Here is a 25369-nt window from a genome sequence, read left to right on the forward strand (position 1 = left end):
GGCCTCACTCGTGGTAATTGAACACCCGATACCCGCGGCTGCGGCACAGCTCGTCGCGCTCGGCCGCCTTCAAGTCCTCCCGAACCATTTCCCGAACCAGCTCCTTGAAAGTGATCCGAGGCCGCCAGCCGAGTTTTTCCCGGGCCTTGGCGGGATCCCCCAGAAGGGTATCAACTTCGGCGGGGCGGAAATAGCGCGGATCCACCGCCACGATGCACTCCCCTGTCTCGCGGTCGTAACCTTTCTCCGCCTCGCCCTGTCCGCGCCATTCAATCTGCCCGCCCAATTCCTGCCAGGCGAGCTCGACGAATTCACGCACGGAATGCTGCTCGCCGGTGGCAATGACGAAATCCTCCGGCTCCGGCTGCTGCAGGATTAACCATTGGGCCTCCACGTAGTCCTTTGCATGCCCCCAGTCACGGCGGGCATCGAGATTACCCAGATACAGGCGGGCCTGCAACCCGAGCTTGATGCGGGCCAATCCCCTGGTGATCTTGCGAGTGACGAAGGTTTCCCCCCGGATGGGGCTTTCATGATTGAACAGAATACCATTGCAGGCATACAGGCCGTAGGCCTCACGGTAGTTGACGGTGATCCAGTAACCGTAAAGCTTGGCGACTCCATAGGGACTGCGCGGATAGAACGGGGTGGTTTCCGTCTGCGGAATTTCCTGGACCTTACCGTACAGTTCGGAAGTCGAGGCCTGGTAAAAGCGGGTTTTCTTCTCGATCCCCAGGATGCGGATAGCCTCCAGTAGGCGCAGCGTGCCGATGGCGTCGGCATTGGCGGTGTACTCCGGGGATTCGAAGGAAACCGCCACGTGGCTTTGGGCCGCCAGATTGTAAATTTCATCCGGCTGAATCTTCTGCACCAAACGGATGAGATTGGTGGAATCGGTCAGGTCGCCGTAGTGGAGAATGAAATGACGATCCGCCTCGTGGGGATCCTGGTACAAATGATCGATGCGGTCAGTGTTGAACAGGGAGGCCCGACGCTTGATACCGTGGACGGTATAACCCCTGGAAAGCAGAAATTCTGCCAGATAAGCGCCATCCTGACCGGTGATGCCGGTGATCAGGGCGACCTTTTTGCCATTTTCTTCAGCCGTCACAGTAGACTCCTTGGTTTTTCAATTCAATAGGCATTGGGCGAACGGAATCCCTTGAAGATCGTCAGAAAGATAATCTTCAGATCCAGCCACAAGGACCAGTGGCGGATATATTCGATATCGTGGCGCACCCGCATGGCCATTTTTTCCAACGTATCGGTTTCTCCCCGGAAGCCGTTGATCTGTGCCAACCCGGTGATGCCGGGTTTGACTTTGTGGCGCAGCATGTACCCTGGAATCAGTCTGCGATACTGTTCGTTGTGGGCCACCGCATGGGGTCGGGGTCCGACGATGGACATGGTGCCCTGGAGGACGTTGATGAACTGGGGCAGCTCGTCCAGCGAAGTGCGGCGCAGAAAGGCCCCGAAGGGGGTCACCCGCGCGTCGTTCTTTTTGGCCTGTTTCACGTCTTCACCGTCTTCGCACACCGTCATGGTACGGAATTTCCACACGATAATTTCCTGGCCATTGAAACCGTAGCGGCGCTGCTTGAAGATAACCGGCCCGGGAGACGACAGCTTCACCCCAATGGCAATGATCAACATGGGCAGGCTGATCAGCAGCAGAATCAAACTGCCCAGAACCAGGTCTTCCGCCCGTTTGAGCATACCATCCACGCCGCGGAAGGGGGTGTCATAGACACTGATCACCGGAATTCCCTGCAGCATATCCCAACGGGAATAGAGCAGATTGAAAACGAAAAAGTTGGGCACGTAGAAAACCGATAGGGTGCTGTCGCCCAGATGGGCAAGGATACTGCGGATGCGCTTCTCGGCGCTCATGGGCAACGTGATGAAGAGGCAGGCGATCCGGTGATGGCGGGCATCCTCATAGAGCTTCTTCAAGTCACCCAGCAAGGGAGTGCACGACTGCAACAACCGGCCCGGTTCCCGGTCGTCATAGTACCCGACAAACTGGTATCCCAGCCAGGGCATTTCCACAATCGCCACCTGCAAACGCTTTCCCAAGGCATTCGCCCCGACGATCGCTACGGTTTTCCTGTTCCTACCCCGGTTGCGGAAGAAGGCAAGCAGCAGACGCCGCCCGCCGTATAATCCGACGAGCAATACCAGTACGGTTACGAACCATACAAGAATGATCTTACGGGAAAACAGAGTGGCAGTTTTAGTAAGAAACAAGACAGCAACCAGGACTACAATGGCACAGACCCAGGCAAAGGCCAGCCTGCGCGCCTCCCTAGAGAAAGGGGATCCTCGCCAAGATTGATACACTTCCAGAGCTTCGGCAAAAAAACCGAAAAAAACGCTTCCGCCAAGTCCAAGCCAGAGGTAGGGAAGCGAAACCGGCATTCCTGTCCATTCCAAAAGAAAAACCAAAGACAAGAATATGGCGGCATTATCCAACAACCGAACCAGTGCAGTCAGCTTGGAATGGTGCGGACGAATGACACGGCTTACTGAGCTTTCTTCGTTACCGTTCACGGGCTTGCCACTGGAAGTGGTTGAGGTTCCAGCAGGGGCAGGCGGAAGGTGACCTCGCCCTCTGCCATGCCCTGGGCGCAGATGGTCCGCAGGGTCTGATAGACGCCGATCTTGAGGCGCTTGCAGGTTTCGACCAGCGACAGGATCATGGGTCGGAAGCAGTCACCGCGATGCGACTGGCTGAAGAAACGGGTCTTGCGCCAGATGACATAGGGGCGTAGGGCACGCTCTGCCGTGTTGTTGGTCATCGGTACGCCGGGATGGTCCAGGAAGGTCCAGAACCTGGGAAAATCGTCCAACAACTTGCGGCAGCTGCGACCGGTTTTGTTGTCGCCATGTCTTTGGGCGGCCTGTTCCAGTTCGCGCCGGAAGAGGGCTTTGAGGCGTTCCAATCGCCTTCGGTAGCGGTCGGATGGGTAATGGCTCTGTTGCCAGAGCTTGCCGCAGTGAACCGTCAGGCGGGCGGCCCGGAGCAGGCGTTCGCCATCTTCGCCGGCCTGTCCCTTGCGCCCGGCGATCCGTTCCAGGTTGCGGATGAGATGCGCCCAGCAGTATTGGTGTGAGTCCTGGGGATGGTCGTTGTAGGCCCCGTGGCGGTCGGTCACCAGGATTCCCTGGAAATCCCCCAACAGCTCACCGGCCGCACCCTTGCCGCGGGAATAATGGGTCAGGAAATACGCCATCTGACCGGTCGTCAGCGCCCACAGCCAATAGATGCTGCGGCCCCGGTAGTGGCGGGTCTCGTCGGCATGGGCGATCAGCGCTTTTCTGACCGCCTCGCCAATCTGGTTGTAGACCGGACCCAGCCACGCCTGCAGCGGGATCTGGCTCTGGCTGATCGCCCCCAGGCTGAATTTCAGACCCCATTGTTCTTCCAGCAGCGCTTCGACTTCCCGCAGCGACAGGTGATAGCGCCCCGTCATCAAGCCAATCCACGCCACCAGCCCAGGTCCCATCTGGCCGCGGGGCACCTCATCCGGTAGCCGCCCCTGGTGCTTCTCACCACAACACCCACAGCGGCCTTCATACACCCGGTGTTCGACCACCCGGTAACGAATCTCGGGCAGGTCGAACACCTGATGGGGACGGAATCCCCGCACCGCCACCGACCCACCGCACTCGCAGCGGCCATGGGGAAAGTAATGCCGGACCTCGTCCACTGCTTCTGCCGGAACCAGAGCCCGCTCGTGCCTGGGATGTCCCACCTGCGCCCCTTTCTTGCGTCCCGTCGGTCGCTTGCCCTTGCGCTCGGCGCGCTTCTTCGTGCTGTCCTGGGAAGGTGGTTGGGAGGAATTGTCGGACCCCAAGGCCAACTGTTCCTCCAGTTCTTCCACTCGCGCCTGGATCTGCTGAAATTCTCCCAGCGCCCGCCAAAGCGCTTCGATCACCCGGTGGCATTCCTCCACCGTCCCGGGCAAGGGAGGTGGGCGGCTCAGGTCCAGATCAAATCCTTCCATGCCCGCATTCTCCTGAATCTTCAGGCACTTGGCAAGACCGGCCGGGTGACCGCGGGCGATTGCTCACCCGCGGTTCCCACAGATCCGGACGTGCCCGATTAAGGCATCCGGCTCCTCGGACTATGGCGTCGCTACGCAACGGGCAATTCCGTGAACCACGCGCGGTGGGGGGAGTGGGTATCGTTTGTACAGCCGCCCAAAATGGTCCCAGTTCATCCGTTCCCGGTTGCGGCGGGACAACCATTTGTACCAGCGCCGTCTGACCTCGTACAGGAAGCGGGCCAGCGATTGGCTGTTGCCGACGATCCCATAGTAGGCATAATGCCCCTTGAGTTTGCGGCTCAGGGCCGCTTGTTGGTCTGCAACCGGCCAGTGGCGGTGCATCCGGCACCAGTGGTTGATCGCCTGCAGGGAGCGGCTGAGCCGGGCTTGGGCGGTCTTGCGTTTGACGACCCAGCGCCCTTTCCCTGAGCGTCCCCAGTAGTGGGTGAATCCCAGGTATTGGAAGCTCTGGCCTTTCCGTCCGGGTTTTCTGAAGTCGAGCAGGCGGGTTTTGTCCGGGTGCAGGCGCAGGCCGTATTTGGCCAGGCGCTTGCCCGGAACGGCCAATACCCGCCGGGCGTCTTCTTCCCGTTCGAACACCAGGACCGCATCGTCGGCGAACCGGACTTCGAAGGCGCTGCCCTGCAGTCGCGGTTTGACCGTCTGCTCGAACCACAGGTCGAGCACGTGATGCAGGTAGAGGTTGGCCAGCAGTGGGGAGATCACCCCACCTTGCGGTGTCCCTTGTTCGGGGTAGTGAAGCTGTCCGCCTTCCATGACGCCGGCATTCAGCCATTTACCGATCACGCGGCAGATCACGCCGTCGCGCACCCTCTGCCCCAGAAAGTTCCGCAGCCGGTCCCGGTCCACGTCGTCGAAGAAGTTTTGGATGTCCAGGTCGATGACCCAGCCACCGCCCATGGCCATCAGCCCGCCCCATAGCCTCTCCAGGGCCTGGTGGGCACTGCGTCCGGGCCGGAACCCGTAGGCGCAGTCGAGAAAGTCCTGCTCGAAGATGGGTTCCAGCGCCATCAGCACCGCCCGTTGCAGCACCTTGTCTTCCAGCGTGGGAATGCCGATCGGGCGGGTCTTTCCCGTTCCCGGCTTGGGAAGGTGGACGCGCCGTACCGCAGGCGCCCGATACCGGCCGGTCTTGAACCGTTCCAGCAGGCGCGTCAGGTTCTCCTCTAAGTCGGCTGCGTATTGGGATGCAGTCACGCCGTCCACCCCGGCGGCCCCGTCCTTGCGGGTGCGCCGCCAGGCTTCTTCCAGCCACACCACGTCGATGTGGTGGGCAATCGTGGTCAGTTCCAGCTTCGGTTCGATCCGGGCCAGTTCCGCTAGCTTCCGTTGTCGTGTTGAGATGTTCTCCTGGCTCGATGTCCCGGCCATCTGTCCCTCCGAAAGCCCCATCGTCCGACCTGCCGCTTCCCTCCATCGGGTCCCTTGGGGCAGGTTCCCCGACTTCCCAGGTACTATCGGCAGGCTCCGATTGCTCGATCACCTTCCCAGCGCGCTTCGTCGCCTTCGCGCGCCGGTACCCTGCTTCGTGTCCCGTTCGCTCCCATCGGCCGGACACCGCTCCGATGGGCCTGGACCTTTTCTCACACGGCGCCCGCACCGCTCTTCCCGCAGGGAGTGTTCGGGCCCTCCCAGGTTCCTGGGCGACCCTTGCCCTGCATGCCCCGCTCTTCGACCCCGGCGGAGGGATGATGCCAGGCCAGTACAGCACCACCCCTGTTGCCTTCCGTCCGTTCAACAACGTCGGCTCCGCATTCCGTACTTTCGAGGCTCCATCACGCGGCCTACAGGCCCCCTGTGTACGCTTCGCAGTCGGGATCGCTCCTCGACCACGCAACACTCGGTTCCGGCTGGTGGCCAGCCTTGGCCGGACAGGACTTGCACCTGTCAGGTCGCTCTGAAGGTTTCAGCGATGTCTTTCCTTCTACATAACTTCCTCCTTCTCCAGGCTTGGCCTGGCGCAATGAACGGTAACAGCATCCCTCCGATTGAAATTAGACAAGGAACGGGCTTCGATCCTTGTTTTCGAGGTTACTCGTCGGCCACGCGGGTCAGAATTGCCGTTTCCACAGGATCTTTGAAATCCTGGGGTTTTCCTTCGTTGTCAGTGCCTTCGCTGAACAGCCCTATGATGAGATTGTCGCCACTCTGTCTCAGTCCGATCAATTCGTTCTCCTCCCAATTAATCGAAATATCCTGACCAAATCCTCGGTTGGAAATAACACCGTAGACGTACTGATCGCTTAAAAATGGCACAATTTCTCGTGCGCCAATATCCGGATGTCCGGAAGCAGCACCGGAGACGATCTGAGCCGTCAGTCTTCCGCCGAAACAACCCGGTATCGATGACTGCGGTGTCAAGGTATAGAGGGACCTTGCGCCGATCTGTGTCGGCCCCTTCAATTCAAAACACTGATTATCCGTCGTTTTGTATAACCCTGTCACCAAATTGGTGACCGCCAACGGTGGCGACAGGATTGCCGATGAAATCTGCTCGAATTCAAAACCGGCGCCGGGCACAAAAGTAAACTTGAAGGCAGCATCGTAAAAAGTGGTCTGTCCGGTTTTCACGTTGATCACCGGTACCCGCAACATGTTGATATGTCGGCCTGAACCGATAATCTGGCCTGATTCGAAATGGACACTTAAATCGGTGCCGGGAACCACTTCGGAAACGGCCGGCGTTGCTACGGCGGCCAGCAACAGCACGCCTAGGGTTGGAGCATTTTTGTTCATTTTATTTCCCCATGAGCTTAAGTACGGAAAAATCAGGCTACTTATTGTGTAGCTTGAAGGCAATCCAATCTAATTGAAAGATGTGAAACCTGTCAACCATCACCTCTTCTCACCCTATTACCCACATCTCCCTCTTCGGTAGTAAGATATTGATTTCTTTGGATAGACGTTGACATGAGCTGGGCTGAACAAGAATTTTTTCCCTGGCGCTGGGCGATGCCCGCCTGAACCGGCGGCTGTGCCGGGTGATAGAAGCGATGGCAAGCGATCCGATGGCGAGCGTTCCCAACGTTTGCGGGGGTGGCTGGGCGGAGACCAAGGCGGCCTACCGGCTGCTGGACAATGCCAGGCTGGATTTTCGGGAGGTGTTGCGGGCCCACAGTGTGCCGACCCTGGAACGGATCCGGCAGCAGTCGCGGGTGCTGTGCCTGCAGGACACCACCGAGCTGGATTATTCCGGGCGGCCGTCGATGGCGGGGTTGGGACGGCTGAATTACGAGCAGCGTCAGGGGTTGTACCTGCATCCGACGCTGGTGATCAGTGAGGCGGGCGTGGCCCTGGGGGTGACCGATTGCTGGCACTGGGCGCGTTTGCCCAAGGGGGAACCGGACCTGGCCGAAAGCCTGCGTTGGGTGGAAGGTTATGAGCGGGTGGCCGAGATGGCCGCCCTGGCGCCCGACACCCGTCTGGTGTATGTCGCCGACCGCGAAGGTGACCTTCGGGCCCTGATCGACCGGGCCGAACAGCTGGGCTTTGCCGCCGATTACCTGATCCGGGTACGACACGACCGCAAGCTCAACGACCCTCTCGATGGCAAACTGCGGGCCGCAGTCGAAGCCCAGCCGGTGCTGGGGACGATCGCCTTTGACCTGCCGGCCAGCGGCAACCGCCCGGCCCGGCAGGTCACACAAACAATCCGTCTCGCCCGGGTCGAACTGAAGACCCGCAGCGGCCCGGGTCCCCAAGTCACCGTCATCCTGGCCCGGGAAGAGGCGCCCCCCGAAGGCCAGGAAGCGGTCGAATGGTGCCTGATCACCAACGAAAAGATCACCACCCTGGAACAGGCCAGAGCGCGCATCGAATGGTACCGCAAACGGTGGTGGATCGAGGTCTACTTCCGCATCCTCAAAAGCGGCTGCCGCATCGAAGCCCTGCAACTTCGCACCCGGGAACGCCTGGAACGGGCCCTGGTGCTGTATCTGATCGTCGCTTGGCGCATCCTGATGCTGATGACGCTCGGGCGGGAACATCCCGAGTGGTGCTGTGAAGTGGTGTTCTCTGTCGAAGAATGGCAGACCGCCTGGGCCATCCACCATCGCACCCCGCCGCCCGCGACGCCGCCGGATTTGGGCGCCATCGTCCGCATCGTGGCCGGCTTTGGCGGCTGGCTGGGGCGCAAAAACGATCCCCCGCCCGGTCCCAAAGCCCTGTGGCAGGGCATGACCAAACTGAGCGCCTACGTGGAGGCCGTGACCGCCATCCGGGCGGCCGAGATCAAGTTCCCTCAGAGAAAACGGATAAGACATTGATTCCTATGAGAAGGGGGAAGATGTGGGTAATAGGGTGGGCAAAGGCCAGCCTGCGCGCCTCCCTAGAGAAAGGGGATCCTCGCCAAGATTGATACACTTCCAGAGCTTCGGCAAAAAAACCGAAAAAAACGCTTCCGCCAAGTCCAAGCCAGAGGTAGGGAAGCGAAACCGGCATTCCTGTCCATTCCAAAAGAAAAACCAAAGAAAAGAATATGGCGGCATTATCCAACAACCGAACCAGTGCAGTCAGCTTGGAATGGTGCGGACGAATGACACGGCTTACTGAGCTTTCTTCATTCACTGGAGTTCTTGTGTTTTTTATTCAATGCGAGTGAAAACAAGCGATAAAAATTCTCCCCGCTGGTTTCACCCACCCGTTCCAAAGTCGTCCCCCGCAGCTCGGCGATCTTCTCCGCCACCTTGCGGACGTAGAAGGGATAGTTGGGCTTGCCGCGGTAGGGAACCGGCGCCAGATAGGGGGAATCGGTTTCGATCAGGAAGCGGTCCTCCGGCACCTTGCGCGCCGCTTCCTGAATGGCCTGGGCGTTCTTGAAGGTGACGATGCCGGAAAAGGAAATGTAGAGGTTCAGGTCCAGGGCGCGGCGGGCCATGTCCCAGTCCTCGGCGAAGCAGTGAAGCACGCCGCCGACATCCATCGCCCCCTCCTCCCGCCAGATCCTGAGGGTGTCCTCCTTGGCGGCGCGGCTGTGGACGATGAGGGGTTTGTGCAGCGTTTTGGCGACCTGGATGTGCTGGCGGAAACGTTCCTGCTGCCAGCTCAGGTCCCCCTCGCTGCGGAAATAGTCGAGACCGGTCTCGCCGATGGCCACCACCTGCTGACGGCGCCCGTATTCCAATAACTGCTCCACGTCGAGGGGCTGACCCTTGCTGTCGTTGGGATGCTCCCCGGCGGAAAGGGAGATTTCCTCCGGATAGCGGGCCGCCAGCGCGGCGCAGCGCTCGAAGGTAGGCAGGTTGATGCCGACGCAGAGCATGTGGGAGATCCCTTCCTCCCGGGCCTTGGCCATGAAGCGGTCGAAATCGCCCTCGAAAGGCTTGAGGTCGAGACGGTCGAGATGGCAGTGGGAATCGATCAGCATCGGCCTGTTTCAGGTATCCAAAAAGGCTACATGGTATGGGTCGGCTTCTCCGATTGCAAGGTGCCGGCGAGATGGGTTTCGATCTTGCCGCGGGTTTTGCCCTGGTCCTCATCGCTGAATTCCACCCCCACCCCGGCGCTGCGGTAGCCTTCCGCCCCTTTGGGAGTGATCCACACCACCCGGCCGGCCACGGGGATCCGTTCCGGTTCGTCGAGCAGGCTCAAGAGCATGAAGACTTCGTCCCCAAGCTGGTACTCGCGGCTGGTGGGTATGAACAGGCCGCCGTTGTTCAGGAACGCCATGTAGGCGGCGTACAGGGCGTTCTTGTCCTTGATGGCGAGCGACAGGATGCCTTGTTTGGGTTTCGGTTTGGTCATGATCGGAGCCGATGGATTTCCAGAAACAGCGCTTCCACCTGCAGGGGCTGGTTGAGCGGCGCCTCTACCCCTTGGCGCAAGGTCACCAACCGCCGCCAGAAAGCGAACATCTGCTCTAAGTCTAGTCGCTGCGCCCAGGTCTGCAACCAGTCGCGGTAGTCGGGATTGCGCAGCCTTTCGCCGACGCCCTGGCGCAGGCAGATCCAGTCGGCGGCGATCGCCGTCAGGTGCAGGAGCAGGGCATCGAGCGGGCTCTCCTGCCAGGCGGCCGCCAGCAGTACCGGATCGCGGCGGCCACCAAGCAGCGCTTCCAGGGTTTTGAACAGCCGTTGGCGCAGCTCGAAGGCCCCGCTTTGAAGCCAGGCCAGCGCCGCCAGCGGGGCGTCGGCGTTGAGAGCCAGGGCCAGTTCGGCCCGGACCCGGTCGATCCCCTGCGTTTCCAGCCAGGCGATTCCCACCGGTGGCGGAGGCGGGCGCAGGCGGAAATGCTGACACCGGCTGACGATCGTCGCCGGCAGGCGGGCGGGCTGCTGGCACAGCAGCCACAGACTGGTATCGGGAGCCGGTTCCTCCAGCGTCTTGAGAAAGGCGTTGGCGGCGGCCGGATTCATGCGCTCCGCCGCCTCGACGATCACCAGCCGCCCGCGGTCGTATTGGGGGGTCAGGGTCAACTGCTCGCTGAGCTGGCGGATCCGGTCGATGGTCAACGGCTTGCCCGGCTCCGGGGCGATGCGGCACAGATCCGGGTGGCTGTCGGCGGCCAGCAGGCGGCAGGCGGCACAGGTCCCGCAGGCGGTGCGCGCCTCACACAGCAGCTTCGCGGCAAAATCATGGGCCAGCTGCCCCTTGCCCAAGCCGCGGGGGCCGCTGAGCAGCACGGCCGGCGGCACCCGCCCCTGCCTCAGCCCCGCCATCAGCCGGTGCCAGACCGGCTCGTGCCAGGGATAGCTCGGCAGGCTCATCGCTCCAGCAACCGTTGCAGTTCCGCCGCGATCGCCTGCCGGACCTGGGCCAGCGGCAGGGTGGCATCCACCCGGCGGATACGTTGCGGCGCCTGACGCCAACGGCGCAGATAGGCCTGGCGCACCCGTTCCAGAAAGCCCACGGTTTCCTCCTCGAAGCGGTTGGTGTCCCCCCGGGCCCGGGCCCTGGCCAGCCCCACCTCCACCGGGGCGTCGAGCAGCAGCGTCAGGTCCGGCTGGCGGCTTACCAGCCAGCGCTCCAGATATTCAATCCGCTCCCAGTCCAATCCCCTGCCGCCTCCCTGATAGGCATAACTGGCATCGACGAAGCGGTCGCACACCACCCAGCGCCCGGAGGCCAGGGCCGGTTCGATGAGATCGCGCAAATGCTGGACCCTGCCGGCGAAAATCAACAGCAGCTCCGCCTCCGCCGCCAGCCCCTGCGTCTCCAATACCAGCGTCCGCAGGGTTTCGGCCACCGGTACCCCGCCGGGCTCGCGGGTGACCACCACCTCGATTCCCTGCTGCTGGAGGAAATCCCGGATGAAGGCCAGATTGGTGGTCTTCCCCACGCCCTCGCCTCCCTCCAGGGTGATGAAACGGCCGCGCTTCATCGGCGCCCCAGCTGGTAACGGGCCACGGCGCGGTTGTGCTGGCGCAAGGTGGCGGAAAAATAATGACTGCCGTCTCCCTTGGCGACGAAATACAGCGCCTTCCCCGCCGCCGGATGCAGGGCCGCCTCGATGGCGGCGCGTCCCGGCAGGGCGATGGGCGTCGGCGGCAAACCGGGATGGACGTAGGTGTTGTAAGGCGTGTTGGTCTCGAGATCACGACGCCGCAGATTGCCGCCGAACTTGGCTCCCAGACCGTAGATCACGGTGGGATCGGTCTGCAGTTTCATGCCTTTCTCGAGGCGGCGGATGAAGACCCCGGCGATCTTCGGCATTTCGTCACGGCGGGCGGTCTCCTTCTCGACGATGGAAGCCAGAATCAAAGCCTCGTAAGGGGTCTTGAGCGGCAGCCCGGAGGCCCGGCCGGCCCAGGCCTCGGCCAGCACCTGTTCCATGCGCCGGTAGGCGCGGCGCAGGATGTCGCGGTCGCTGGCGCCGCGGGTGAAAAAGTAGGTATCCGGAAAGAAGCGGCCTTCCGGATGTCCCGGCGGCAGCCCCAGTTCCGCCAGCAGTCGCGAGAGGGGAACGTCATTCAGGGTATGGCGCAGGGCCGGTTCCGCCACCAGGGCCTGCAGCGCCTGCTGAACCGTCCAGCCCTCCACCAGGGTGACGCGGTGCTGGACGACCCTGCCGGATACCAGCAGCGCCAGCAGGGACTTGGGCGTCAGCCCCGGAGTCAGGCGGTATTCGCCGGCACGGACGGCGGCCGCCTCCCCCCGCTGGCGGGCCCACCACAGCAGCCAGCGGGGCTGGGGCAGAACACCCTCACGGTGCAGTCGCTCGGCCACCGAGCGCAGGGATTCCCCATGTCGCACCTCGAAACGCAGCGGCCGCTCCAAGGCTAGGGGACGGTCCAGGGCCTGACGGTAGCTGTGCCATACCCAGGCAGCCCCGCCGGCCGTCACCAGGCCCAACAGCGCCAGTCCCAACATCAGCCGTTTCATGACGACCACGCCATTTGCAGTCTGCGTGTCGTTTCCCCCACCGGCCAGTCCCGTGCATCCTGCCAGCGGATCACCGGGACGATGCCGATGACGCTGTTGGTCAAAAACGCCTCCTGCGCCTGCAGCAGAGCCTGCGGATGCGCACGCACTTCCAGGACCTGGACGCCCCAGTCCCGCAGGCGATCCATCACCCAGCGCCGCACAACACCGGCCACCCCGCAGCGGTCGAGGCGGGGGGTCAGGACACGTTCTCCTTCACGCCAGAACAGGTTGGTCATCACCCCCTCCACCAGCCGGCCCTCGGTGTCGCACATCAGGCCCTCGTAAATGTCCGGATCGCTCCACTCCCGCCGGGCCAGAACCTGTTCCAGGCGGTTGCAGTGTTTGAGCCCGGCAAGCGCCGGATTGATCCCCAACGGGGTGCGACAGAGACGCACCGCCACGCCCAGGCGGCGTCTCTCTTCCAGGCCGGTGGGAAGCGGGTGCAGGCTGAACACCCGGGTGGGACGGGGATCGGCAGGCGGGGCATAACCACGGCCGCCGCAGCCGCGGGTCAATTGCAGCTTGAGCACGCCGGCAGCAACGCCACGGCAGGCGGCCAGGGCCTCCCGCCACAGGGTTGCCGGCGCCGGCAGGGGGATTCCCAGGCGTTCGCACCCCAGGCGCAGCCGCGCCAGGTGACCCTCCCAGAGGCAGGGGCGTTGATCCCGGATCAGGAAGGTCTCGAACAGGCCGTCGCCGTACTGGAAACCGCGGTCGCAGACGGAGACGCTGCCCCCCCTGCGACCGTCGATCCAGACCGGACCGGCCATGGCGGAAGTCTCAACCGTCGAAGCGCTTGAAGATGAGAGTGGAATTGGTACCGCCGAAGCCGAAGGAATTGGAAATGGCGATTTCGACCTTGGCCTCGCGCGCCGTGTGCGGCACGTAGTCGAGATCGCATTCCTCGTCCGGTTCGTCCAGGTTGATGGTGGGCGGCAACACCTGGTCGCGCAGTGCCAGGATGGTGAAGATCGCCTCGATCCCCCCGGCGGCGCCGAGCAGATGCCCGGTCATCGACTTGGTGGAACTGACGGGGATGCGGTAGGCCGCCTCGCCGAAGGCCTGCTTGATCGCCCGGGTTTCGGCCAGATCCCCGGCCGGCGTCGAGGTGCCGTGGGCGTTGATGTAGTCCACCGCCTCCGGGGCGATGCCGGCGTTGCGCAGCGCCCGGCGCATGCAGCGGGCGGCGCCGTCGCCGTGGGGCGGCGGCTGGGTCATGTGATAGGCGTCGGCGCTGGCGCCGTAACCGATCAGTTCGGCGTAGATGCGGGCGCCGCGGGCGCGCGCGTGCTCGAGGGATTCGAGCACCACCACCCCGGCCCCCTCCGACAGCACGAAACCGTCGCGGTCCTTGTCCCAGGGACGGCTGGCCCGCTGGGGATCGTCGTTGCGCCGCGACAGCGCCCGGGCGGCGGCAAATCCACCTAAGCCGGTCGGCGAAATGGGATATTCGGCGCCGCCGGCGATCATCACCTCGGCATCACCGGTGCGGATGATACGGGCGGCCTCGCCGATGTTGTGATTGGACGTGGCGCAGGCCGAAACCACCGCGAAATTGGGGCCCTGCAGGCCCTTCATGGTGGCGAAGTTGCCGGAGATCATGTTGATGATGTTGGCCGGCACGAAGAACGGGGAAATGCGCCGCGGCCCGCCCTCGAGAAAGGCGCTGTGGCCGTTCTCGATCCCGGTGATGCCGCCGATGCCGGCGCCGATGGCCACCCCGATCATCTCGGCGTTGGCCTCGCTCACCTCCAGCCCGGCATCGTCGAACGCCTGGCAGGCGGCGGCGATGCCGTAATGGATGAAGGGATCCATCTTACGGGCCTCCTTGGCCGGAATGTATTCGGTGACGTCGAAGTGCTTCACCGTTCCGCCGAAGCGGGTGCTGAACTGGCTGACGTCGAAATACTCGATCGGCCCGATGCCGCTTCTGCCGGCCAGGATGTTCTCCCATGCCTCGGCGACGCTGTTTCCCACCGGGCAAAGAATTCCCAGCCCCGTAATGACGACCCTTCTCTCGCTCAATGCTCTCACCTGGATATGAAAGCCCCCAGGAGACCTGCGGGCGGAGACTCACTGATTCAGATGCTTTTCGATGTAGTCGATGGCTTCCTGAACCGTGGTGATCTTTTCGGCTTCCTCGTCGGGGATTTCGCAGTCGAACTCCTCCTCCAGCGCCATCACCAGCTCTACGGTATCGAGGGAATCGGCCCCCAGATCGTCGACAAAGGAGGCGTCGTTGGAGATTTCTTCCTTCACGCCCAGCTGTTCCGCCACGATCTTCTTCACACGTTCTGCCACATCGCTCATGAATGGTTACCTCGGTCGGTTTTGTTGTCGTTGATCCAAAAACCAGGAAGCGGGCATTTTAATGGCCGCCTCCGGCAAACACAATGTTTATGGGCCGCAGTCTTGGCACCTCTCAATTTGCACTTCCGGGGGGCCGGGAAGGGTCTGCCGGGCCGAAATTCGTCCGTAAATTTAGGCCCGGCGCGGCCTTCCCTGGCCGCTGACAGACCCTTCCCGGCCCCCTCCGATAGAGGGAAAACCGGTGCTACAGGCCGCGGTCTCAAGGCATGTACATGCCGCCGTTCACATGCAGGGTCTCGCCGGTGATGTAGCCGGCCCGGTCGCTGCACAGGAAGGAAACCGCATGGGCGATCTCCTCGGCCTCGCCCAGGCGCCCCAGGGGAATCGCGCCCAGCAACGCCTCGCGCTGGGCTTCGGGCAACGCCCGCGTCATGTCGGTGTCGATGAAGCCGGGCGCGACGGTGTTGACGGTGATGCCCCGCGACCCCACCTCCTTCGCCAGGGACTTGGTGAAGCCGACCATGCCGGCCTTGGCAGCGGCGTAGTTGGTCTGACCGGCGTTGCCGGTCGCCCCCACCACCGAACCGATGTTGACGATGCGCCCCCAGCGCGCCTTCATCATGCCGCGCAGGCAGGCCTTGCTGAGGCGGTAGACCGAAGTCAGGTTGGTGTCGAGGATCGACTGCCATTCCTCGTCCTTCATCCGCATCAGCAGATTGTCCTGGGTGATGCCGGCATTGTTCACCAGCACCAAAGGGGCGCCGAATTCCTTGTTGATACGATCGACAACCTGCTGCACCTGAGCGGCGTCGGTCACATCCAGCACCATGCCCGTCCCTTCCCCCACCTCACGGATGGCGGCGGCGATGCGCTCGGCACCGGCATCGCTGGTGGCGGTTCCCACCACGGTGAACCCGTCCCGGGCCAGTTGCAGGGCGATGTCGCTGCCGATGCCGCGGCTGGCGCCGGTCACGAGGGCGATTTTGGCGGTCATAGGATTTCCTCCAGGCTTGCGGCCAGCGTGGCCGGATCGAACACCGGCAACGTCCGGCATTCCTTGACGATACGTTTGTTCAGGCCGGTGAGCACCTTGCCCGGCCCGGCCTCGACGAAGCGGCTGACCCCCTGATCGCGCAGGAAACGGATGGTGTCGCTCCAGCGCACCGGTGAATACAGCTGTTGGGCCAGCAGGGCGCGGATGACTTCCGGGGCCGCATGAGTACCCACGTCCACGTTGTGGATCACGGCGATCTTCGGTGTCTCCACCGGAACCGCCTCCAGCAGCGCCGCGAAGCGTTCGGCCGCGGGCTTCATCAGCTCACAGTGGGACGGCACGCTGACGGCCAGCTTGAGGGCGCGCTTGGCCCCCGCTTCCCTGGCGGCCTCACAGGCACGCTCCACCGCGGCCGTTTCTCCTGCGATCACCACCTGGCCGGGGGCGTTGAAATTGGCCGCCGCCACCCGCTGTCCGGTTTCCTCGCTCACCCTGCGGCACAGCCCGACCACCACGTGGTCCTCGAGCCCGAGAACCGCCGCCATCGCCCCCTTGCCTTCGGGAACGGCGGTCTGCATCAGGCGGCCGCGCTCGGCCACCAGTTTGACCGTGTCCGCAAACGGCAGCGAGCCGGCGCAGACCAGGGCAGTGTATTCCCCCAGGCTGTGGCCCGCCATCCAGGCAGGACAGATGTCCGTCTGCGACCGCCACACCCGCCACACGGCGACGCCGGCCGCCAGCAGCGCCGGCTGGGTGTTGACGGTCTGATCGAGTTCTTCCGCGGGCCCTTCCTGGACCAGGCGCCAGAGATCGAAGCCCAGCGCCTCGGAAGCCTCGGCAAAGGTTTCCCGGACCTGCGGGAAGGCGGCGGCCAGATCCTGCAGCATGCCGACCGCCTGCGACCCCTGGCCGGGGAACAGGAATGCCAGATCGGGACGTTGTCTTTCTTCTTCCATCGTTCAATACCTGATCAAAGCGGAACCCCAGGTGAACCCCCCGCCGAAAGCCTCCATCAGCAACACCTGCCCCCGCTGGATGCGGCCGTCGCTGACCGCCTCGTGCAGTGCCAGCGGCACCGAGGCCGAGGAGGTGTTACCCTGCCGCTCTATGGTGACCACCACCCGTTCCATGGGCATCTTGAGCTTGCGGGCGGTGGCGGCGATGATGCGGATGTTGGCCTGGTGGGGCACCAGCCAGTCCACGTCGGACTTCTCCAGACCGTTGGCCGCCAAAGTCTCGTCCACGATCCGCCCCAGGGTGTTGACGGCAATCTTGAACACGTCGTTGCCCTGCATCCTGATGTAGGGCGGCTCGCCGCTGATCCCCATCTCCGGGTTGGGAAGATAGAGCAGGTCGTGGAAATGGCCGTCGGCGTGGATGTGGGTGGAGAGGATGCCGGGGGAATCAACGGCCTCCAGCGTCACCGCCCCGGCGCCGTCACCGAACAGGATACAGGTGGTGCGGTCGCTCCAGTCCACCAGGCGGGAGTTGATCTCGCTGCCGACCACCAGGGCCCGGCGCGCGCTTCCGGCGCGGATGAACTGGTCGGCGATGCTGAGGGCGTAGATAAAGCCGGCGCAGGCGGCCTGGACGTCGAAGGCGGGACAGCCGCGGATTCCCAGCCGCTGCTGCAGCAGACACGCGGCGCTGGGAAAGATCCGGTCCGGGGTGCTGGTGGCCATGATCACCAGATCGACCGTCTCCGGTTCCCAGCCGGCGGCCTCGATGGCCTGGCGGGCGGCGATCTCACCCATGCTGGAGGCGGTTTCCTCCGGGGCGGCGATGCGACGCTCGCGGATTCCGGTGCGTTCCACGATCCAGGCGTCGGCGGTATCCACCATGCGGGAGATGTCGTCGTTGGTGCGGACCGTGGCGGGCAGATAGCTACCGGTGCCAGCGATGCGGGCGTAACGGTTCATGCGCGATTTATCCGGGTGGTAAGGGAAAGGTCTTCGTGAATGCCGGCCCCATTGGCGAAAATGGTGGCCACCCGCTCACCGATCCGTTCGGGAACAGCCTTGTCGATCTCCAAAAGCGCCATGCGGATGGCGTTGGCGAAGGCGGCGCGGTCGGCGTTGCCGTGGCTCTTGATCACGATGCCTTGCAGCCCCAGCAGGGTGGCGCCGTTGTAACGCCGCGGATCGAAACGCTGTTTGAAACCGCGCAGCACCGGCAGGGCCATCAGCCCCACCAGCCGGGCGTAGAGGTTCTTCTGAAACCCTTCCCTGAGCGCCTGGCCCAGCAGCCGCGCCAGCCCCTCGATGGTCTTGAGGGCGACGTTGCCGACGAAGCCGTCGGTCACCACGATGTCCACCTCGCCGATGAAGATGTCGTCGCCCTCCACGTAACCGATGAAGTTGAGGTAGGAACTGGAAAGCAGACGGGCAGCCTGCTTGACCTGTTCGTTTCCCTTGATCTCCTCCTCGCCGATGTTGAGGAGTCCGACCCGGGGGGAATCGACGTTCTCCACCGCCCGCACCAACTCGTAGCCCATGACGGCGAACTGGTACAGATGTTCGGCGCTGCAATCGACGTTCGCCCCCATGTCAAGGATATGGGTACAACCCTTGGCCGCCGGCAGGGTGACGATGATGGCGGGGCGGTCGATGCCGGGAATCGTCTTCAGCACGAACCGCGCCGTGGCCATCAGGGCGCCGGTGTTGCCGGCGCTGACACAGGCGTCGGCCTCGCCGTCGCGCACCAGGTTGAGGGCGACGCGCATGGAGGAATCCCGCTTGTTGCGAAGCGCCCGGGAGGGAAGATCGTCCATCGCCACCACCTCGGAGGCATGGTGAATCCGCAGGCGGGGGTGGTCCGGCTGGCCGTGGGCGGCCAGGCTTTCCCGCAACACCGACTCCTGACCGACGAGGATCAGCTGCAGCTGCGGGTACTGACGCAGGCAGTCGAGCGCCGCGGGCACGGTTACTTCCGGACCGTGATCGCCGCCCATGGCGTCGATGGCGATCACCGGCGTCTGTTTAGGCATGGATAAACGCCCTCCCTGAGCGCTTCATCATCGTGACCGTGTTTCCCCGCCGAGCTTATTCTTCTTCCACCTCTTCTTCCTGCTTGACCGCGATCACCTGGCGGCCGCGGTAGTAGCCATCGGGACTGACGTGATGGCGCCGGTGGGTTTCCCCGGTCAGCGGATCCTGGGACAGGGCCGGGTTTTTCAGGCTGTCGTGGGCGCGGCGCATGCCGCGCTTGGAACGGGTCTTACGATTCTGTGGTACCGCCATCTCTAACCTCTCTGTCGGTCTGGTTTTGTCTTCAACTGGGCCAATGCCGCGAACGGGTTGTCAGCCGCCGCCGCTTCCTCCACGCCGGCATCCGCCGACGAGGTCTTGGCAGGCCGGCAATGCGCGTGCTTGGGAATGTCGGGAATCGCCAGGATCAGCTCATCCTCGACGATGTCGGAGAAGGGAATCCGATCTTCCTCCAGCAACAGCGGCTCGAACGCATCCGGAAGCCGGTCACCCTCTTCGATGGAAGTGACCACGCCCAGACTGACCGGACTGTCCACGGCGATCCGAAGCGGCGCCAGACAGCGCTGGCAAGTCACCTCCAGCTCGCCACGCACGGAACCGGTGACGGCCGCCACCCGGTCCCGGCGCTCGAAGCGCAGATCCACCGTCACCGCCTCGTCGGGATTGGTGATCATGTCCACCAGCCGGGGCAACCGGGCCAGCGGCAACCTACCCACCCAGTGACGCCCTTTGGCGACACACTGAAGCGGGTCGATCAATTCCGGCAAACGCATTGGCATAATTCGGGAATGATACCGATTTTGGCAAAAACCTGTCAAAATAATATCTTTAGGTCCATTTGGATGAAACGATGCTTCCGCTGGTCCTTGCCTCCGGTTCCCCCTATCGCCGCACCCTGCTGGCCAGGCTCGGGCTGCCCTTCGAATGGGCCGCCCCGGAAATCGACGAAACCCCGCACTTCAACGAGGCCCCGGAGCAGCTGGCGAGCCGGTTGGCGGCGGCCAAGGCCCGGGCCCTGGCGGCGCAGTTTCCCGAACACCTCATCATCGGTTCCGACCAGGTCGGCCTGCTCGGGGGCCGCAAACTCAGCAAACCCGGCGATTTCGAAACCGCCCGGGAACAGCTGCTGGCCGCCGCCGGCCGGACCCTGAGCTTTCACACCGGCGTCAGCGTCCTCAACAGCCGCAGCGGCCGCCAGTTGAGTGCGGTGGACACCTGCCGGGTCCACCTGCGGCCGCTGACCGCCGCCCAGATCGAAAATTACCTGCGCCGCGAGCAGCCTTACGACTGCGTCGGCGCTTTCAAGTCCGAAGGACTCGGCATCGCGCTGATCGCCCGCATCGAAGGCGATGACCCCAATACCCTGGTAGGACTGCCGCTAATCCAGCTGGTCTCCCTGCTGAAACGCTTCGGCATCGACGTGCTGGCGGCATGAATATCGACGACGAAGACATCGAACTGTTCCGCCGGGCCGTGGCCGGCATCGAGCCGCTGCCATCCGGCAAGCGGCGCCGGGCGGTGCCGGCGGCCAAACCGGCACCCCGCCGGCAGCCGCCTCCCGAAACGGGGACAGAGGCGCAGCCGACCCTGTCCCTGGGCGACACCCTGCGCTACCTGCGCCCCGGCAGCGACCAGCGACTGCTGAAGCGCCTGCAGCAGGGGCGCATCCCCCCGCGGGCCGAACTGGATCTCCACGGCTGCACCCGCGCCCAGGCCAAACCGCTGCTGGATCATTTCCTGGCCGAATGCCTGGCGGACCGCATTCGCTGCGCCCTCATCGTCCACGGCAAGGGCTGGCGCTCGCCGGACTTCAAACCGGTGCTGAAAAGCGCCCTCGACCAGTGGCTGCGCCGGCATCCCCAGGTGACCGCCTTCTGCAGCGCCAGGCCGAAAGACGGCGGCAGCGGCGCCCTCTACGTGCTGCTGGGCCAGAAGAAATAGAGCAGCGCACCGCCGAGCAGCAGCCGGTAGAAGACAAACGGCATCATGCCGACCCGCTCGAGCAGGCGCAGAAACCAGCCGATGCAACCGTAGGCCGCCAGCGCCGAGGTGGCGACCCCGAGCAACAGCAGATCCCAGTTCACCGCCCCACCGGACTGGAGAAGATCCAGCGTTTTCACCCCACCGGCCAGGAGGATGACCGGAATCGACAGCAGAAAGGAGAAACGCGCGGCACTGAGACGGTCGTAGCCCAGAAACAGCGCGCCGGTGATGGTGATGCCGGAACGGGAGGTGCCGGGGATCAGAGCGACCGCCTGGAACACACCGACGATCATGGCGTCGCGCCAGGTCAGCTGCTCCAGACTGCGCCGCCCCCGGTGCCAGCGTTCGGCGATTCCCAAAAGCAGCCCGAAGACGATGGTGGCGGCGGCGATCACCTGCGGGGTGCGCAGATACGCCTCGATCCAGTCTTTGAGCAGCAGCCCCGCCAGCCCGACCGGCACGGTGCCGATGAGAACGCCCCACCCCACCACCGCATTGGGGTTGGAACGGCGCGTCTTCAGCGCCTGCAGCCAGTCCAGGGCGATGACCGCGACCTCGTGCCGGAAATAGGCCAGCACCGCGATCAGGGTGCCCACGTGTACCGCCACATCGAAGGCCAGTCCCTGATCGGCCCATCCCAGCAGGCGGGGCACGAGAATCAGATGGGCCGAACTGGAAATCGGCAGAAATTCGGTCAGCCCCTGCAACAGGGCCAGCCAGAAGGCATGGGCACAGGTCACGGTGTCTCCTCCCCGGTTTCGATCAGTTCATGAACCAGCCCGGTGGCGTAACTGCCGGCCGGCAGGGTGAACGACAGCCGCAGCGCCGCCGGTTCCTCCCATCCCCAGTGCAGCGCCTTCACCCACACCCGCAGGGGCCGCCGCTGCATTCCGGCCTCCCGCGCCAACGCCGCGGCCAGCTCCGGCCACAGGGAAACGGCCCGGCGCTCCCAGGCTCCCGCCTCTCCAGCGGCACCCTCCCCCTCACCCCACAGGGGGCCTGTGGGATGCAGCGCCAGCCGGGCCACGCGCGTTTCGATTTCGGCATCGATGCCGCCTGCCCGGAAAAAGGTGCCGCCGTCGTCGAACATGAGCAGGTCGCCGGGCAGCGCCCGCTCCCAGCAGCCGGCCTCGACCCGCAGCGCCAGCACCTGATTGAAGATCGCCGCCCGCGCCGCTGACAGGTACAGGCCACGGTGGTGGCGGCTGCGGACCTTTTCGCCCTGCAGCATCGCCGCCGCCTTCGCCAAGTTGCCGCCCGCGTGACCGAAGCGCTGGGGACCGAAGTAATTGGGCATTCCCCGACCGGCGATCTGCTGCAGCCGGGCTTCGAGCGCCGCCCTGTCGCCGTCGAAATCCCGCAGCCGCAGCCGAAACCGGTTGCCCTGCAAAGCGCCTTTGCGCAGCCGCCGGCGGTTGCGGGCCCAGCGCAGCACCGCAAAGCCGTCCCCCCGGAAGTCGTGCCACGGCCATTCCCGCCTGCCCGGCAAGTGGACGCAGAACCACTGCCAGGTCAGCGCGTGACGGTCCTTGAGGCCGGCATAGGACACCTGCCGCCGTGGAACCCCGGCGAAACGGGCCAGTTCCGCGGCCACATCCTCGGTGTTGCGGCCGCGTTTTTCCACCCACAGGAAAACGTGTTCCCCTTCCCCTGAAGGCGTAAAGCCGAGGATTTCCTCCACTTGGAAATCCTCCGCCACCTGCTTGAGCCGGGCCCGGCCCAAAGGCGGCCCGAAGGCGCGGGGACAGGCGGGCGGTTTCAACGGCCTGCCAGCAACGCCACCGCCTGGGCGGAGATGCCCTCCCCGCGGCCCTCGAAGCCCATCTTCTCGGTGGTGGTGGCCTTGACGTTGACCGCCTCCGCCTCCAGCCCCAGATCGGCGGCGATGTTGGCCTGCATCTCGGGAATGTGGGGCGCCAGCCTGGGGGCCTGGCAGACGATAGTGAGATCCACGTTGACCGGCCGCCAGCCTTTTTCCGCCAGTAGCGCGCGCACCCGCCGCAACAACAGGCGGCTGTCCACCCCCTTGTAAGCGGCGTCGGTATCGGGAAAGTGACGGCCGATGTCGCCCAGGGCCGCCGCCCCCAGCAGGGCGTCGCACAGGGCGTGGAGGGCCACGTCGCCGTCGGAATGGGCCGCCAGCCCCTTGTCGAAGGGGATTTTGACCCCACCGAGGATGACGTGATCGCCAGGCTGAAAGCGGTGGGCGTCGTAGCCTTGTCCGACTCGGAAGTTCATCTCTATTGCCTCAGATAGAACTCGGCCAGAGGCAGATCCTCCGGCCGGGTGATCTTGATGTTGCCCGGATGGCCCTCGACGATCTTCGGACGGCGCCCGGCCCATTCCACCGCGCTGGCCTCGTCGGTGATCGTCGCCCCGGCCGCAAGCGCCCGTTCCAGTGCCTCGGTCAGCAGCCGATAGCGGAACAGTTGCGGCGTCAGGGCGCGCCAGATGCGGCTGCGGTCCACGGTGGCGACGATGTCGCGACCCTCGACTTCCTTCAGGGTATCCACCGACGGCAACGCCAGGATGCCGCCGACCGGATCGCCTTTCAGCTCCGCCAGCAGCTTTTCCACATCGTCCGGGCGCAGGCAGGGACGGGCGGCGTCGTGGACCATGACCCAGTCGTCGGGACCGGCTTCCGCCGCCAACGCCCGCAACCCGGCCAGCACCGAGTCGCCCCGCTCGGCCCCGCCGATCGTGGTCATCACCCGGGGATCGGACGCCGCCAGCAAGGCGGGCCAGCGCGGGTCATCCGCCGCCAGAGCGACGACGACACGCTCGACCGCCGCCACCGCCAGGAGGCGCTCCAGGGTATGTTGCAGCACCGGCCTGCCGAGCAGTTCCAGATACTGCTTCGGCACGGCCGCCCCCATGCGTTTGCCGCTGCCGGCGGCGGGAACGACGGCGAAACAGCGAACCTTCATGTCTCTTTCACGAATCTGTTGCTATGGGCGCCGTGGCGATTTCGCGATGGTCGTGGGAAACGGATTCAGGGGACGCCGTGAACCCATCCCTGGGGGCTCGGTACTCGGCCATCCAGGCTGAGTACGCCCCTCCATCCGTTTCCCACGACCATCCTCCCGGAAGGCTCACTGAGGCACCACCATCACATAGATTTCGCCGCGCCGGATCATCCCCAGATCGCGCCGGGCCCGTTCTTCCACCGCGGCCAGATTGCGCTTGAGGTCCAGCACCTCCGCCTCCAGGGCACGGTTGCCCTCTTCCTGCTCGGCCACCTGGGATCGCAGCTCGCCCACCCGGGCCTGGAGACGGCGGTTCTCGACGAAGCCGCCGTCCCCGAACCAGAGCCGGTACTGCAGGGCCAGCAGCAGTCCGGCGAGAATCACGACCGCCGCTCTCACCGCAAGTGCGGGAAGGCGCCGCGTCCCGGATAGACCGCCTTGTCCCCCAGCTCCTCCTCGATCTTGAGCAAGCGGTTGTACTTGGCGATGCGGTCGGAACGCGACAGGGAACCGGTCTTGATCTGGCCGGTACCCCAGGCCACCGCCAGATCGGCGATGGTGACATCCTCGGTTTCGCCGCTGCGGTGGGAGATCACCGCGGTGTAGTCGGCATCGTGGGCCATGCGCACCGCTTCCAGGGTTTCGGTCAGGGTGCCGATCTGGTTCACCTTGATGAGGATGGAATTGGCGATGCCTCTGTCGATGCCTTCCTGCAGGATCGCGGGATTGGTGACGAACAGGTCGTCGCCCACCAGCTGGATCTTGCCGGCCAGCTTGTCGGTGAGGATCTTCCAGCCGGCCCAATCGTCCTCGGCCATGCCGTCCTCGATGGAAATGATGGGATAGCGCGCGACCCAGTCGGCCAGATAGTCGGCAAACCCCTGGGAATCGTAGCTTTGGCCTTCCGATGCCAGCACGTACTTGCCGTCCCGGTAGAACTCCGAGCTGGCCACGTCCAGCCCCAGCATGATGTCCTCACCGGCCCGGTATCCGGCCTTGTCGATGGCTTCCAGGATCACCTGCAGGGCCTCCTCGTTGGAGGACAGGTTGGGAGCGAAACCGCCTTCGTCGCCGACAGCGGTGTTGTAGCCTTTCGCCTTCAGCACGCTCTTGAGGTGGTGGAAAACCTCGGCGCCGTAACGCAGGGCCTCGCGAAAACTGGGCGCACCCACCGGCAGGATCATGAACTCCTGGAAATCGACGTTGTTGTCGGCATGGGCCCCGCCGTTGATGATGTTCATCATCGGCACCGGCAGGCGGAATTCGTTGTCCTTGAGATAGACATACAGCGGCACGTTGCCGTCGAGGGCGGCGGCATGGGCGGCCGCCAGGGACACCGCCAGGATGGCGTTGGCGCCCAAGCGCCCCTTGTTGTCGGTGCCGTCCAGTTCGATCATCTTGCGGTCCAGGGCGGCCTGGTCGGCGGCGTCCATTCCCACCAGAGCGTCCTTGATCTCGCCGTTGACGTTGGCGACCGCCTTGAGCACGCCCTTGCCCAGATAGCGCCTGGGATCGCCGTCGCGCAACTCCACCGCCTCGCGGGTGCCCGTGGAAGCCCCGGAAGGCACCTTGGCGCAGCCGATGACGCCGGAAGCCAGCTTCACCTCGGCCTCGACGGTGGGATTGCCGCGGGAATCGAGAATCTCTCGGGCGTGAATGTCTACGATTTTGGCCATGTCGTCTCCTTGTTGGGTTTAG

29 protein-coding genes are annotated in these 25369 nt (G+C 64.2%); 3 read left to right on the forward strand and 26 right to left on the reverse strand.

The genetic code is table 11. The features are described 5' to 3' along the window. Positions 1 to 4: 4 nt before the first annotated feature. The 5 genes from gmd to MCIT9_RS09615 form a co-directional block, all read right to left on the reverse strand. Positions 5 to 1111 (reverse strand): GDP-mannose 4,6-dehydratase, encoded by a 1107-nt coding sequence (gene gmd, locus MCIT9_RS09595; protein ID WP_317704670.1) that lies wholly within the window; start codon positions 1109 to 1111, stop codon positions 5 to 7. A gap of 23 nt (positions 1112 to 1134) precedes the next feature. Beyond that, on the reverse strand, positions 1135 to 2550 hold the full coding sequence (locus MCIT9_RS09600; protein WP_317704671.1) for an undecaprenyl-phosphate glucose phosphotransferase: 1416 nt from the start codon (positions 2548 to 2550) through the stop codon (positions 1135 to 1137). Beyond that, positions 2547 to 4007 carry an IS66 family transposase gene (tnpC, locus tag MCIT9_RS09605; RefSeq protein WP_317704672.1) on the reverse strand — a complete coding sequence of 487 codons (1461 nt, stop codon included), beginning with the start codon at positions 4005 to 4007 and terminating at the stop codon, positions 2547 to 2549. The genes MCIT9_RS09600 and tnpC overlap by 4 nt, the downstream gene beginning before the upstream one ends. 120 nt (positions 4008 to 4127) lie before the next feature. After that, the gene (gene ltrA, locus MCIT9_RS09610; protein WP_317704673.1) at positions 4128 to 5462 is read right to left on the reverse strand and encodes a group II intron reverse transcriptase/maturase; all 1335 of its coding nucleotides are present in this window, start codon (positions 5460 to 5462) and stop codon (positions 4128 to 4130) included. A 639-nt stretch (positions 5463 to 6101) separates the two neighbouring features. Continuing rightward, complete coding sequence (locus tag MCIT9_RS09615; RefSeq protein ID WP_317704674.1) at positions 6102 to 6806, reverse strand: hypothetical protein; 705 nt, start codon at positions 6804 to 6806, stop codon at positions 6102 to 6104. A gap of 209 nt (positions 6807 to 7015) precedes the next feature. Between MCIT9_RS09615 and MCIT9_RS09620 the strand changes: the two genes are divergently transcribed. Next, positions 7016 to 8335 carry an IS4 family transposase gene (locus MCIT9_RS09620; RefSeq protein ID WP_317706732.1) on the forward strand — a complete coding sequence of 440 codons (1320 nt, stop codon included), beginning with the start codon at positions 7016 to 7018 and terminating at the stop codon, positions 8333 to 8335. Here the strand turns inward: MCIT9_RS09620 and MCIT9_RS09625 are convergent. The 15 genes from MCIT9_RS09625 to MCIT9_RS09695 form a co-directional block, all read right to left on the reverse strand. After that, entirely contained in the window at positions 8301 to 8636 is a 336-nt protein-coding gene (locus tag MCIT9_RS09625) for a hypothetical protein (protein WP_317704675.1), read from the reverse strand. The two genes, MCIT9_RS09620 and MCIT9_RS09625, sit on opposite strands and share 35 nt — an antisense overlap. Next, positions 8629 to 9435 carry a TatD family hydrolase gene (locus tag MCIT9_RS09630; protein ID WP_317704676.1) on the reverse strand — a complete coding sequence of 269 codons (807 nt, stop codon included), beginning with the start codon at positions 9433 to 9435 and terminating at the stop codon, positions 8629 to 8631. The genes MCIT9_RS09625 and MCIT9_RS09630 overlap by 8 nt, the downstream gene beginning before the upstream one ends. A gap of 26 nt (positions 9436 to 9461) precedes the next feature. Beyond that, complete coding sequence (locus tag MCIT9_RS09635) at positions 9462 to 9812, reverse strand: PilZ domain-containing protein (RefSeq protein WP_317704677.1); 351 nt, start codon at positions 9810 to 9812, stop codon at positions 9462 to 9464. Then, positions 9809 to 10774 carry a DNA polymerase III subunit delta' gene (holB, locus tag MCIT9_RS09640; protein ID WP_317704678.1) on the reverse strand — a complete coding sequence of 322 codons (966 nt, stop codon included), beginning with the start codon at positions 10772 to 10774 and terminating at the stop codon, positions 9809 to 9811. Before holB ends, MCIT9_RS09635 begins: the two co-directional genes overlap by 4 nt. Beyond that, the gene (tmk, locus tag MCIT9_RS09645) at positions 10771 to 11388 is read right to left on the reverse strand and encodes a dTMP kinase (RefSeq protein WP_317704679.1); all 618 of its coding nucleotides are present in this window, start codon (positions 11386 to 11388) and stop codon (positions 10771 to 10773) included. The genes holB and tmk overlap by 4 nt, the downstream gene beginning before the upstream one ends. After that, positions 11385 to 12389, reverse strand: a complete 1005-nt coding sequence (mltG, locus tag MCIT9_RS09650) for an endolytic transglycosylase MltG (protein WP_317704680.1) — start codon at positions 12387 to 12389, stop codon at positions 11385 to 11387. The genes tmk and mltG overlap by 4 nt, the downstream gene beginning before the upstream one ends. Continuing rightward, positions 12386 to 13201, reverse strand: a complete 816-nt coding sequence (pabC, locus tag MCIT9_RS09655) for an aminodeoxychorismate lyase (RefSeq protein ID WP_317704681.1) — start codon at positions 13199 to 13201, stop codon at positions 12386 to 12388. Before pabC ends, mltG begins: the two co-directional genes overlap by 4 nt. A 10-nt stretch (positions 13202 to 13211) precedes the next feature. Further along, complete coding sequence (fabF, locus tag MCIT9_RS09660; RefSeq protein WP_317706733.1) at positions 13212 to 14456, reverse strand: beta-ketoacyl-ACP synthase II; 1245 nt, start codon at positions 14454 to 14456, stop codon at positions 13212 to 13214. A gap of 48 nt (positions 14457 to 14504) precedes the next feature. Further along, positions 14505 to 14741: an acyl carrier protein gene (gene acpP / locus MCIT9_RS09665; RefSeq protein WP_317704682.1), complete on the reverse strand. Its 237-nt coding sequence runs from the start codon at positions 14739 to 14741 to the stop codon at positions 14505 to 14507. A 259-nt stretch (positions 14742 to 15000) separates the two neighbouring features. Beyond that, positions 15001 to 15735, reverse strand: coding sequence for a 3-oxoacyl-ACP reductase FabG (gene fabG, locus MCIT9_RS09670; RefSeq protein WP_317704683.1), 735 nt, complete (start codon positions 15733 to 15735; stop codon positions 15001 to 15003). Beyond that, positions 15732 to 16691, reverse strand: coding sequence for an ACP S-malonyltransferase (gene fabD / locus MCIT9_RS09675; RefSeq protein WP_317704684.1), 960 nt, complete (start codon positions 16689 to 16691; stop codon positions 15732 to 15734). The genes fabG and fabD overlap by 4 nt, the downstream gene beginning before the upstream one ends. Before the next feature lie 3 nt (positions 16692 to 16694). Then, a complete protein-coding gene (locus MCIT9_RS09680) occupies positions 16695 to 17654 on the reverse strand; it encodes a beta-ketoacyl-ACP synthase III (protein ID WP_317704685.1) in 960 nt (319 codons plus the stop codon). Then, positions 17651 to 18721 carry a phosphate acyltransferase PlsX gene (gene plsX / locus MCIT9_RS09685; RefSeq protein ID WP_317704686.1) on the reverse strand — a complete coding sequence of 357 codons (1071 nt, stop codon included), beginning with the start codon at positions 18719 to 18721 and terminating at the stop codon, positions 17651 to 17653. The genes MCIT9_RS09680 and plsX overlap by 4 nt, the downstream gene beginning before the upstream one ends. 55 nt (positions 18722 to 18776) lie before the next feature. Next, positions 18777 to 18974, reverse strand: coding sequence for a 50S ribosomal protein L32 (gene rpmF / locus MCIT9_RS09690; protein ID WP_317704687.1), 198 nt, complete (start codon positions 18972 to 18974; stop codon positions 18777 to 18779). A 2-nt stretch (positions 18975 to 18976) separates the two neighbouring features. After that, positions 18977 to 19501, reverse strand: a complete 525-nt coding sequence (locus MCIT9_RS09695) for a YceD family protein (RefSeq protein WP_317704688.1) — start codon at positions 19499 to 19501, stop codon at positions 18977 to 18979. A gap of 71 nt (positions 19502 to 19572) precedes the next feature. On the opposite strand from MCIT9_RS09695, the gene MCIT9_RS09700 reads away from it, so the two are divergent. Both MCIT9_RS09700 and MCIT9_RS09705 read left to right on the forward strand, forming a co-directional pair. After that, positions 19573 to 20157 (forward strand): Maf family protein, encoded by a 585-nt coding sequence (locus MCIT9_RS09700; protein ID WP_317704689.1) that lies wholly within the window; start codon positions 19573 to 19575, stop codon positions 20155 to 20157. After that, entirely contained in the window at positions 20154 to 20663 is a 510-nt protein-coding gene (locus tag MCIT9_RS09705) for a Smr/MutS family protein (RefSeq protein WP_317704690.1), read from the forward strand. The genes MCIT9_RS09700 and MCIT9_RS09705 overlap by 4 nt, the downstream gene beginning before the upstream one ends. Here the strand turns inward: MCIT9_RS09705 and MCIT9_RS09710 are convergent. From MCIT9_RS09710 to eno, 6 genes are all read right to left on the reverse strand, one after another. Then, entirely contained in the window at positions 20636 to 21445 is an 810-nt protein-coding gene (locus MCIT9_RS09710; RefSeq protein WP_317704691.1) for an undecaprenyl-diphosphate phosphatase, read from the reverse strand. The two genes, MCIT9_RS09705 and MCIT9_RS09710, sit on opposite strands and share 28 nt — an antisense overlap. Further along, positions 21442 to 22467: a tRNA pseudouridine(13) synthase TruD gene (gene truD, locus MCIT9_RS09715; protein WP_317704692.1), complete on the reverse strand. Its 1026-nt coding sequence runs from the start codon at positions 22465 to 22467 to the stop codon at positions 21442 to 21444. Before truD ends, MCIT9_RS09710 begins: the two co-directional genes overlap by 4 nt. Continuing rightward, positions 22464 to 22943: a 2-C-methyl-D-erythritol 2,4-cyclodiphosphate synthase gene (ispF, locus tag MCIT9_RS09720; RefSeq protein WP_317704693.1), complete on the reverse strand. Its 480-nt coding sequence runs from the start codon at positions 22941 to 22943 to the stop codon at positions 22464 to 22466. Before ispF ends, truD begins: the two co-directional genes overlap by 4 nt. A 2-nt stretch (positions 22944 to 22945) precedes the next feature. Further along, the gene (ispD, locus tag MCIT9_RS09725; RefSeq protein WP_317704694.1) at positions 22946 to 23632 is read right to left on the reverse strand and encodes a 2-C-methyl-D-erythritol 4-phosphate cytidylyltransferase; all 687 of its coding nucleotides are present in this window, start codon (positions 23630 to 23632) and stop codon (positions 22946 to 22948) included. Between the two features lie 165 nt (positions 23633 to 23797). After that, entirely contained in the window at positions 23798 to 24070 is a 273-nt protein-coding gene (locus tag MCIT9_RS09730) for a septum formation initiator family protein (protein ID WP_317704695.1), read from the reverse strand. Next, a complete protein-coding gene (gene eno / locus MCIT9_RS09735; RefSeq protein ID WP_317704696.1) occupies positions 24067 to 25347 on the reverse strand; it encodes a phosphopyruvate hydratase in 1281 nt (426 codons plus the stop codon). The genes MCIT9_RS09730 and eno overlap by 4 nt, the downstream gene beginning before the upstream one ends. Between the last annotated feature and the right edge of the window lie 22 nt (positions 25348 to 25369).

The sequence above is a fragment of the Methylomarinovum caldicuralii genome (assembly GCF_033126985.1).
In the GTDB taxonomy this organism is placed as follows: Bacteria; Pseudomonadota; Gammaproteobacteria; order Methylococcales; family Methylothermaceae; genus Methylohalobius; species Methylohalobius caldicuralii.

Coding starts and splice junctions, on each gene's coding strand:
- acpP (WP_317704682.1), bottom strand. CDS start 14,741: ATGAGCGATGTGGCAGAACGTGTGAAGAAGATCGTGGCGGAACAGCTG.
- ispD (WP_317704694.1), bottom strand. CDS start 23,632: ATGAAGGTTCGCTGTTTCGCCGTCGTTCCCGCCGCCGGCAGCGGCAAA.
- eno (WP_317704696.1), bottom strand. CDS start 25,347: ATGGCCAAAATCGTAGACATTCACGCCCGAGAGATTCTCGATTCCCGC.
- MCIT9_RS09630 (WP_317704676.1), bottom strand. CDS start 9,435: ATGCTGATCGATTCCCACTGCCATCTCGACCGTCTCGACCTCAAGCCT.
- rpmF (WP_317704687.1), bottom strand. CDS start 18,974: ATGGCGGTACCACAGAATCGTAAGACCCGTTCCAAGCGCGGCATGCGC.
- tnpC (WP_317704672.1), bottom strand. CDS start 4,007: ATGGAAGGATTTGATCTGGACCTGAGCCGCCCACCTCCCTTGCCCGGG.
- ispF (WP_317704693.1), bottom strand. CDS start 22,943: ATGAACTTCCGAGTCGGACAAGGCTACGACGCCCACCGCTTTCAGCCT.
- ltrA (WP_317704673.1), bottom strand. CDS start 5,462: ATGGGGCTTTCGGAGGGACAGATGGCCGGGACATCGAGCCAGGAGAAC.
- MCIT9_RS09680 (WP_317704685.1), bottom strand. CDS start 17,654: ATGAACCGTTACGCCCGCATCGCTGGCACCGGTAGCTATCTGCCCGCC.
- tmk (WP_317704679.1), bottom strand. CDS start 11,388: ATGAAGCGCGGCCGTTTCATCACCCTGGAGGGAGGCGAGGGCGTGGGG.
- pabC (WP_317704681.1), bottom strand. CDS start 13,201: ATGGCCGGTCCGGTCTGGATCGACGGTCGCAGGGGGGGCAGCGTCTCC.
- MCIT9_RS09635 (WP_317704677.1), bottom strand. CDS start 9,812: ATGACCAAACCGAAACCCAAACAAGGCATCCTGTCGCTCGCCATCAAG.
- mltG (WP_317704680.1), bottom strand. CDS start 12,389: ATGAAACGGCTGATGTTGGGACTGGCGCTGTTGGGCCTGGTGACGGCC.
- fabG (WP_317704683.1), bottom strand. CDS start 15,735: ATGACCGCCAAAATCGCCCTCGTGACCGGCGCCAGCCGCGGCATCGGC.
- fabD (WP_317704684.1), bottom strand. CDS start 16,691: ATGGAAGAAGAAAGACAACGTCCCGATCTGGCATTCCTGTTCCCCGGC.
- holB (WP_317704678.1), bottom strand. CDS start 10,774: ATGAGCCTGCCGAGCTATCCCTGGCACGAGCCGGTCTGGCACCGGCTG.
- MCIT9_RS09705 (WP_317704690.1), top strand. CDS start 20,154: ATGAATATCGACGACGAAGACATCGAACTGTTCCGCCGGGCCGTGGCC.
- MCIT9_RS09615 (WP_317704674.1), bottom strand. CDS start 6,806: ATGAACAAAAATGCTCCAACCCTAGGCGTGCTGTTGCTGGCCGCCGTA.
- MCIT9_RS09700 (WP_317704689.1), top strand. CDS start 19,573: ATGCTTCCGCTGGTCCTTGCCTCCGGTTCCCCCTATCGCCGCACCCTG.
- MCIT9_RS09695 (WP_317704688.1), bottom strand. CDS start 19,501: ATGCCAATGCGTTTGCCGGAATTGATCGACCCGCTTCAGTGTGTCGCC.
- plsX (WP_317704686.1), bottom strand. CDS start 18,721: ATGCCTAAACAGACGCCGGTGATCGCCATCGACGCCATGGGCGGCGAT.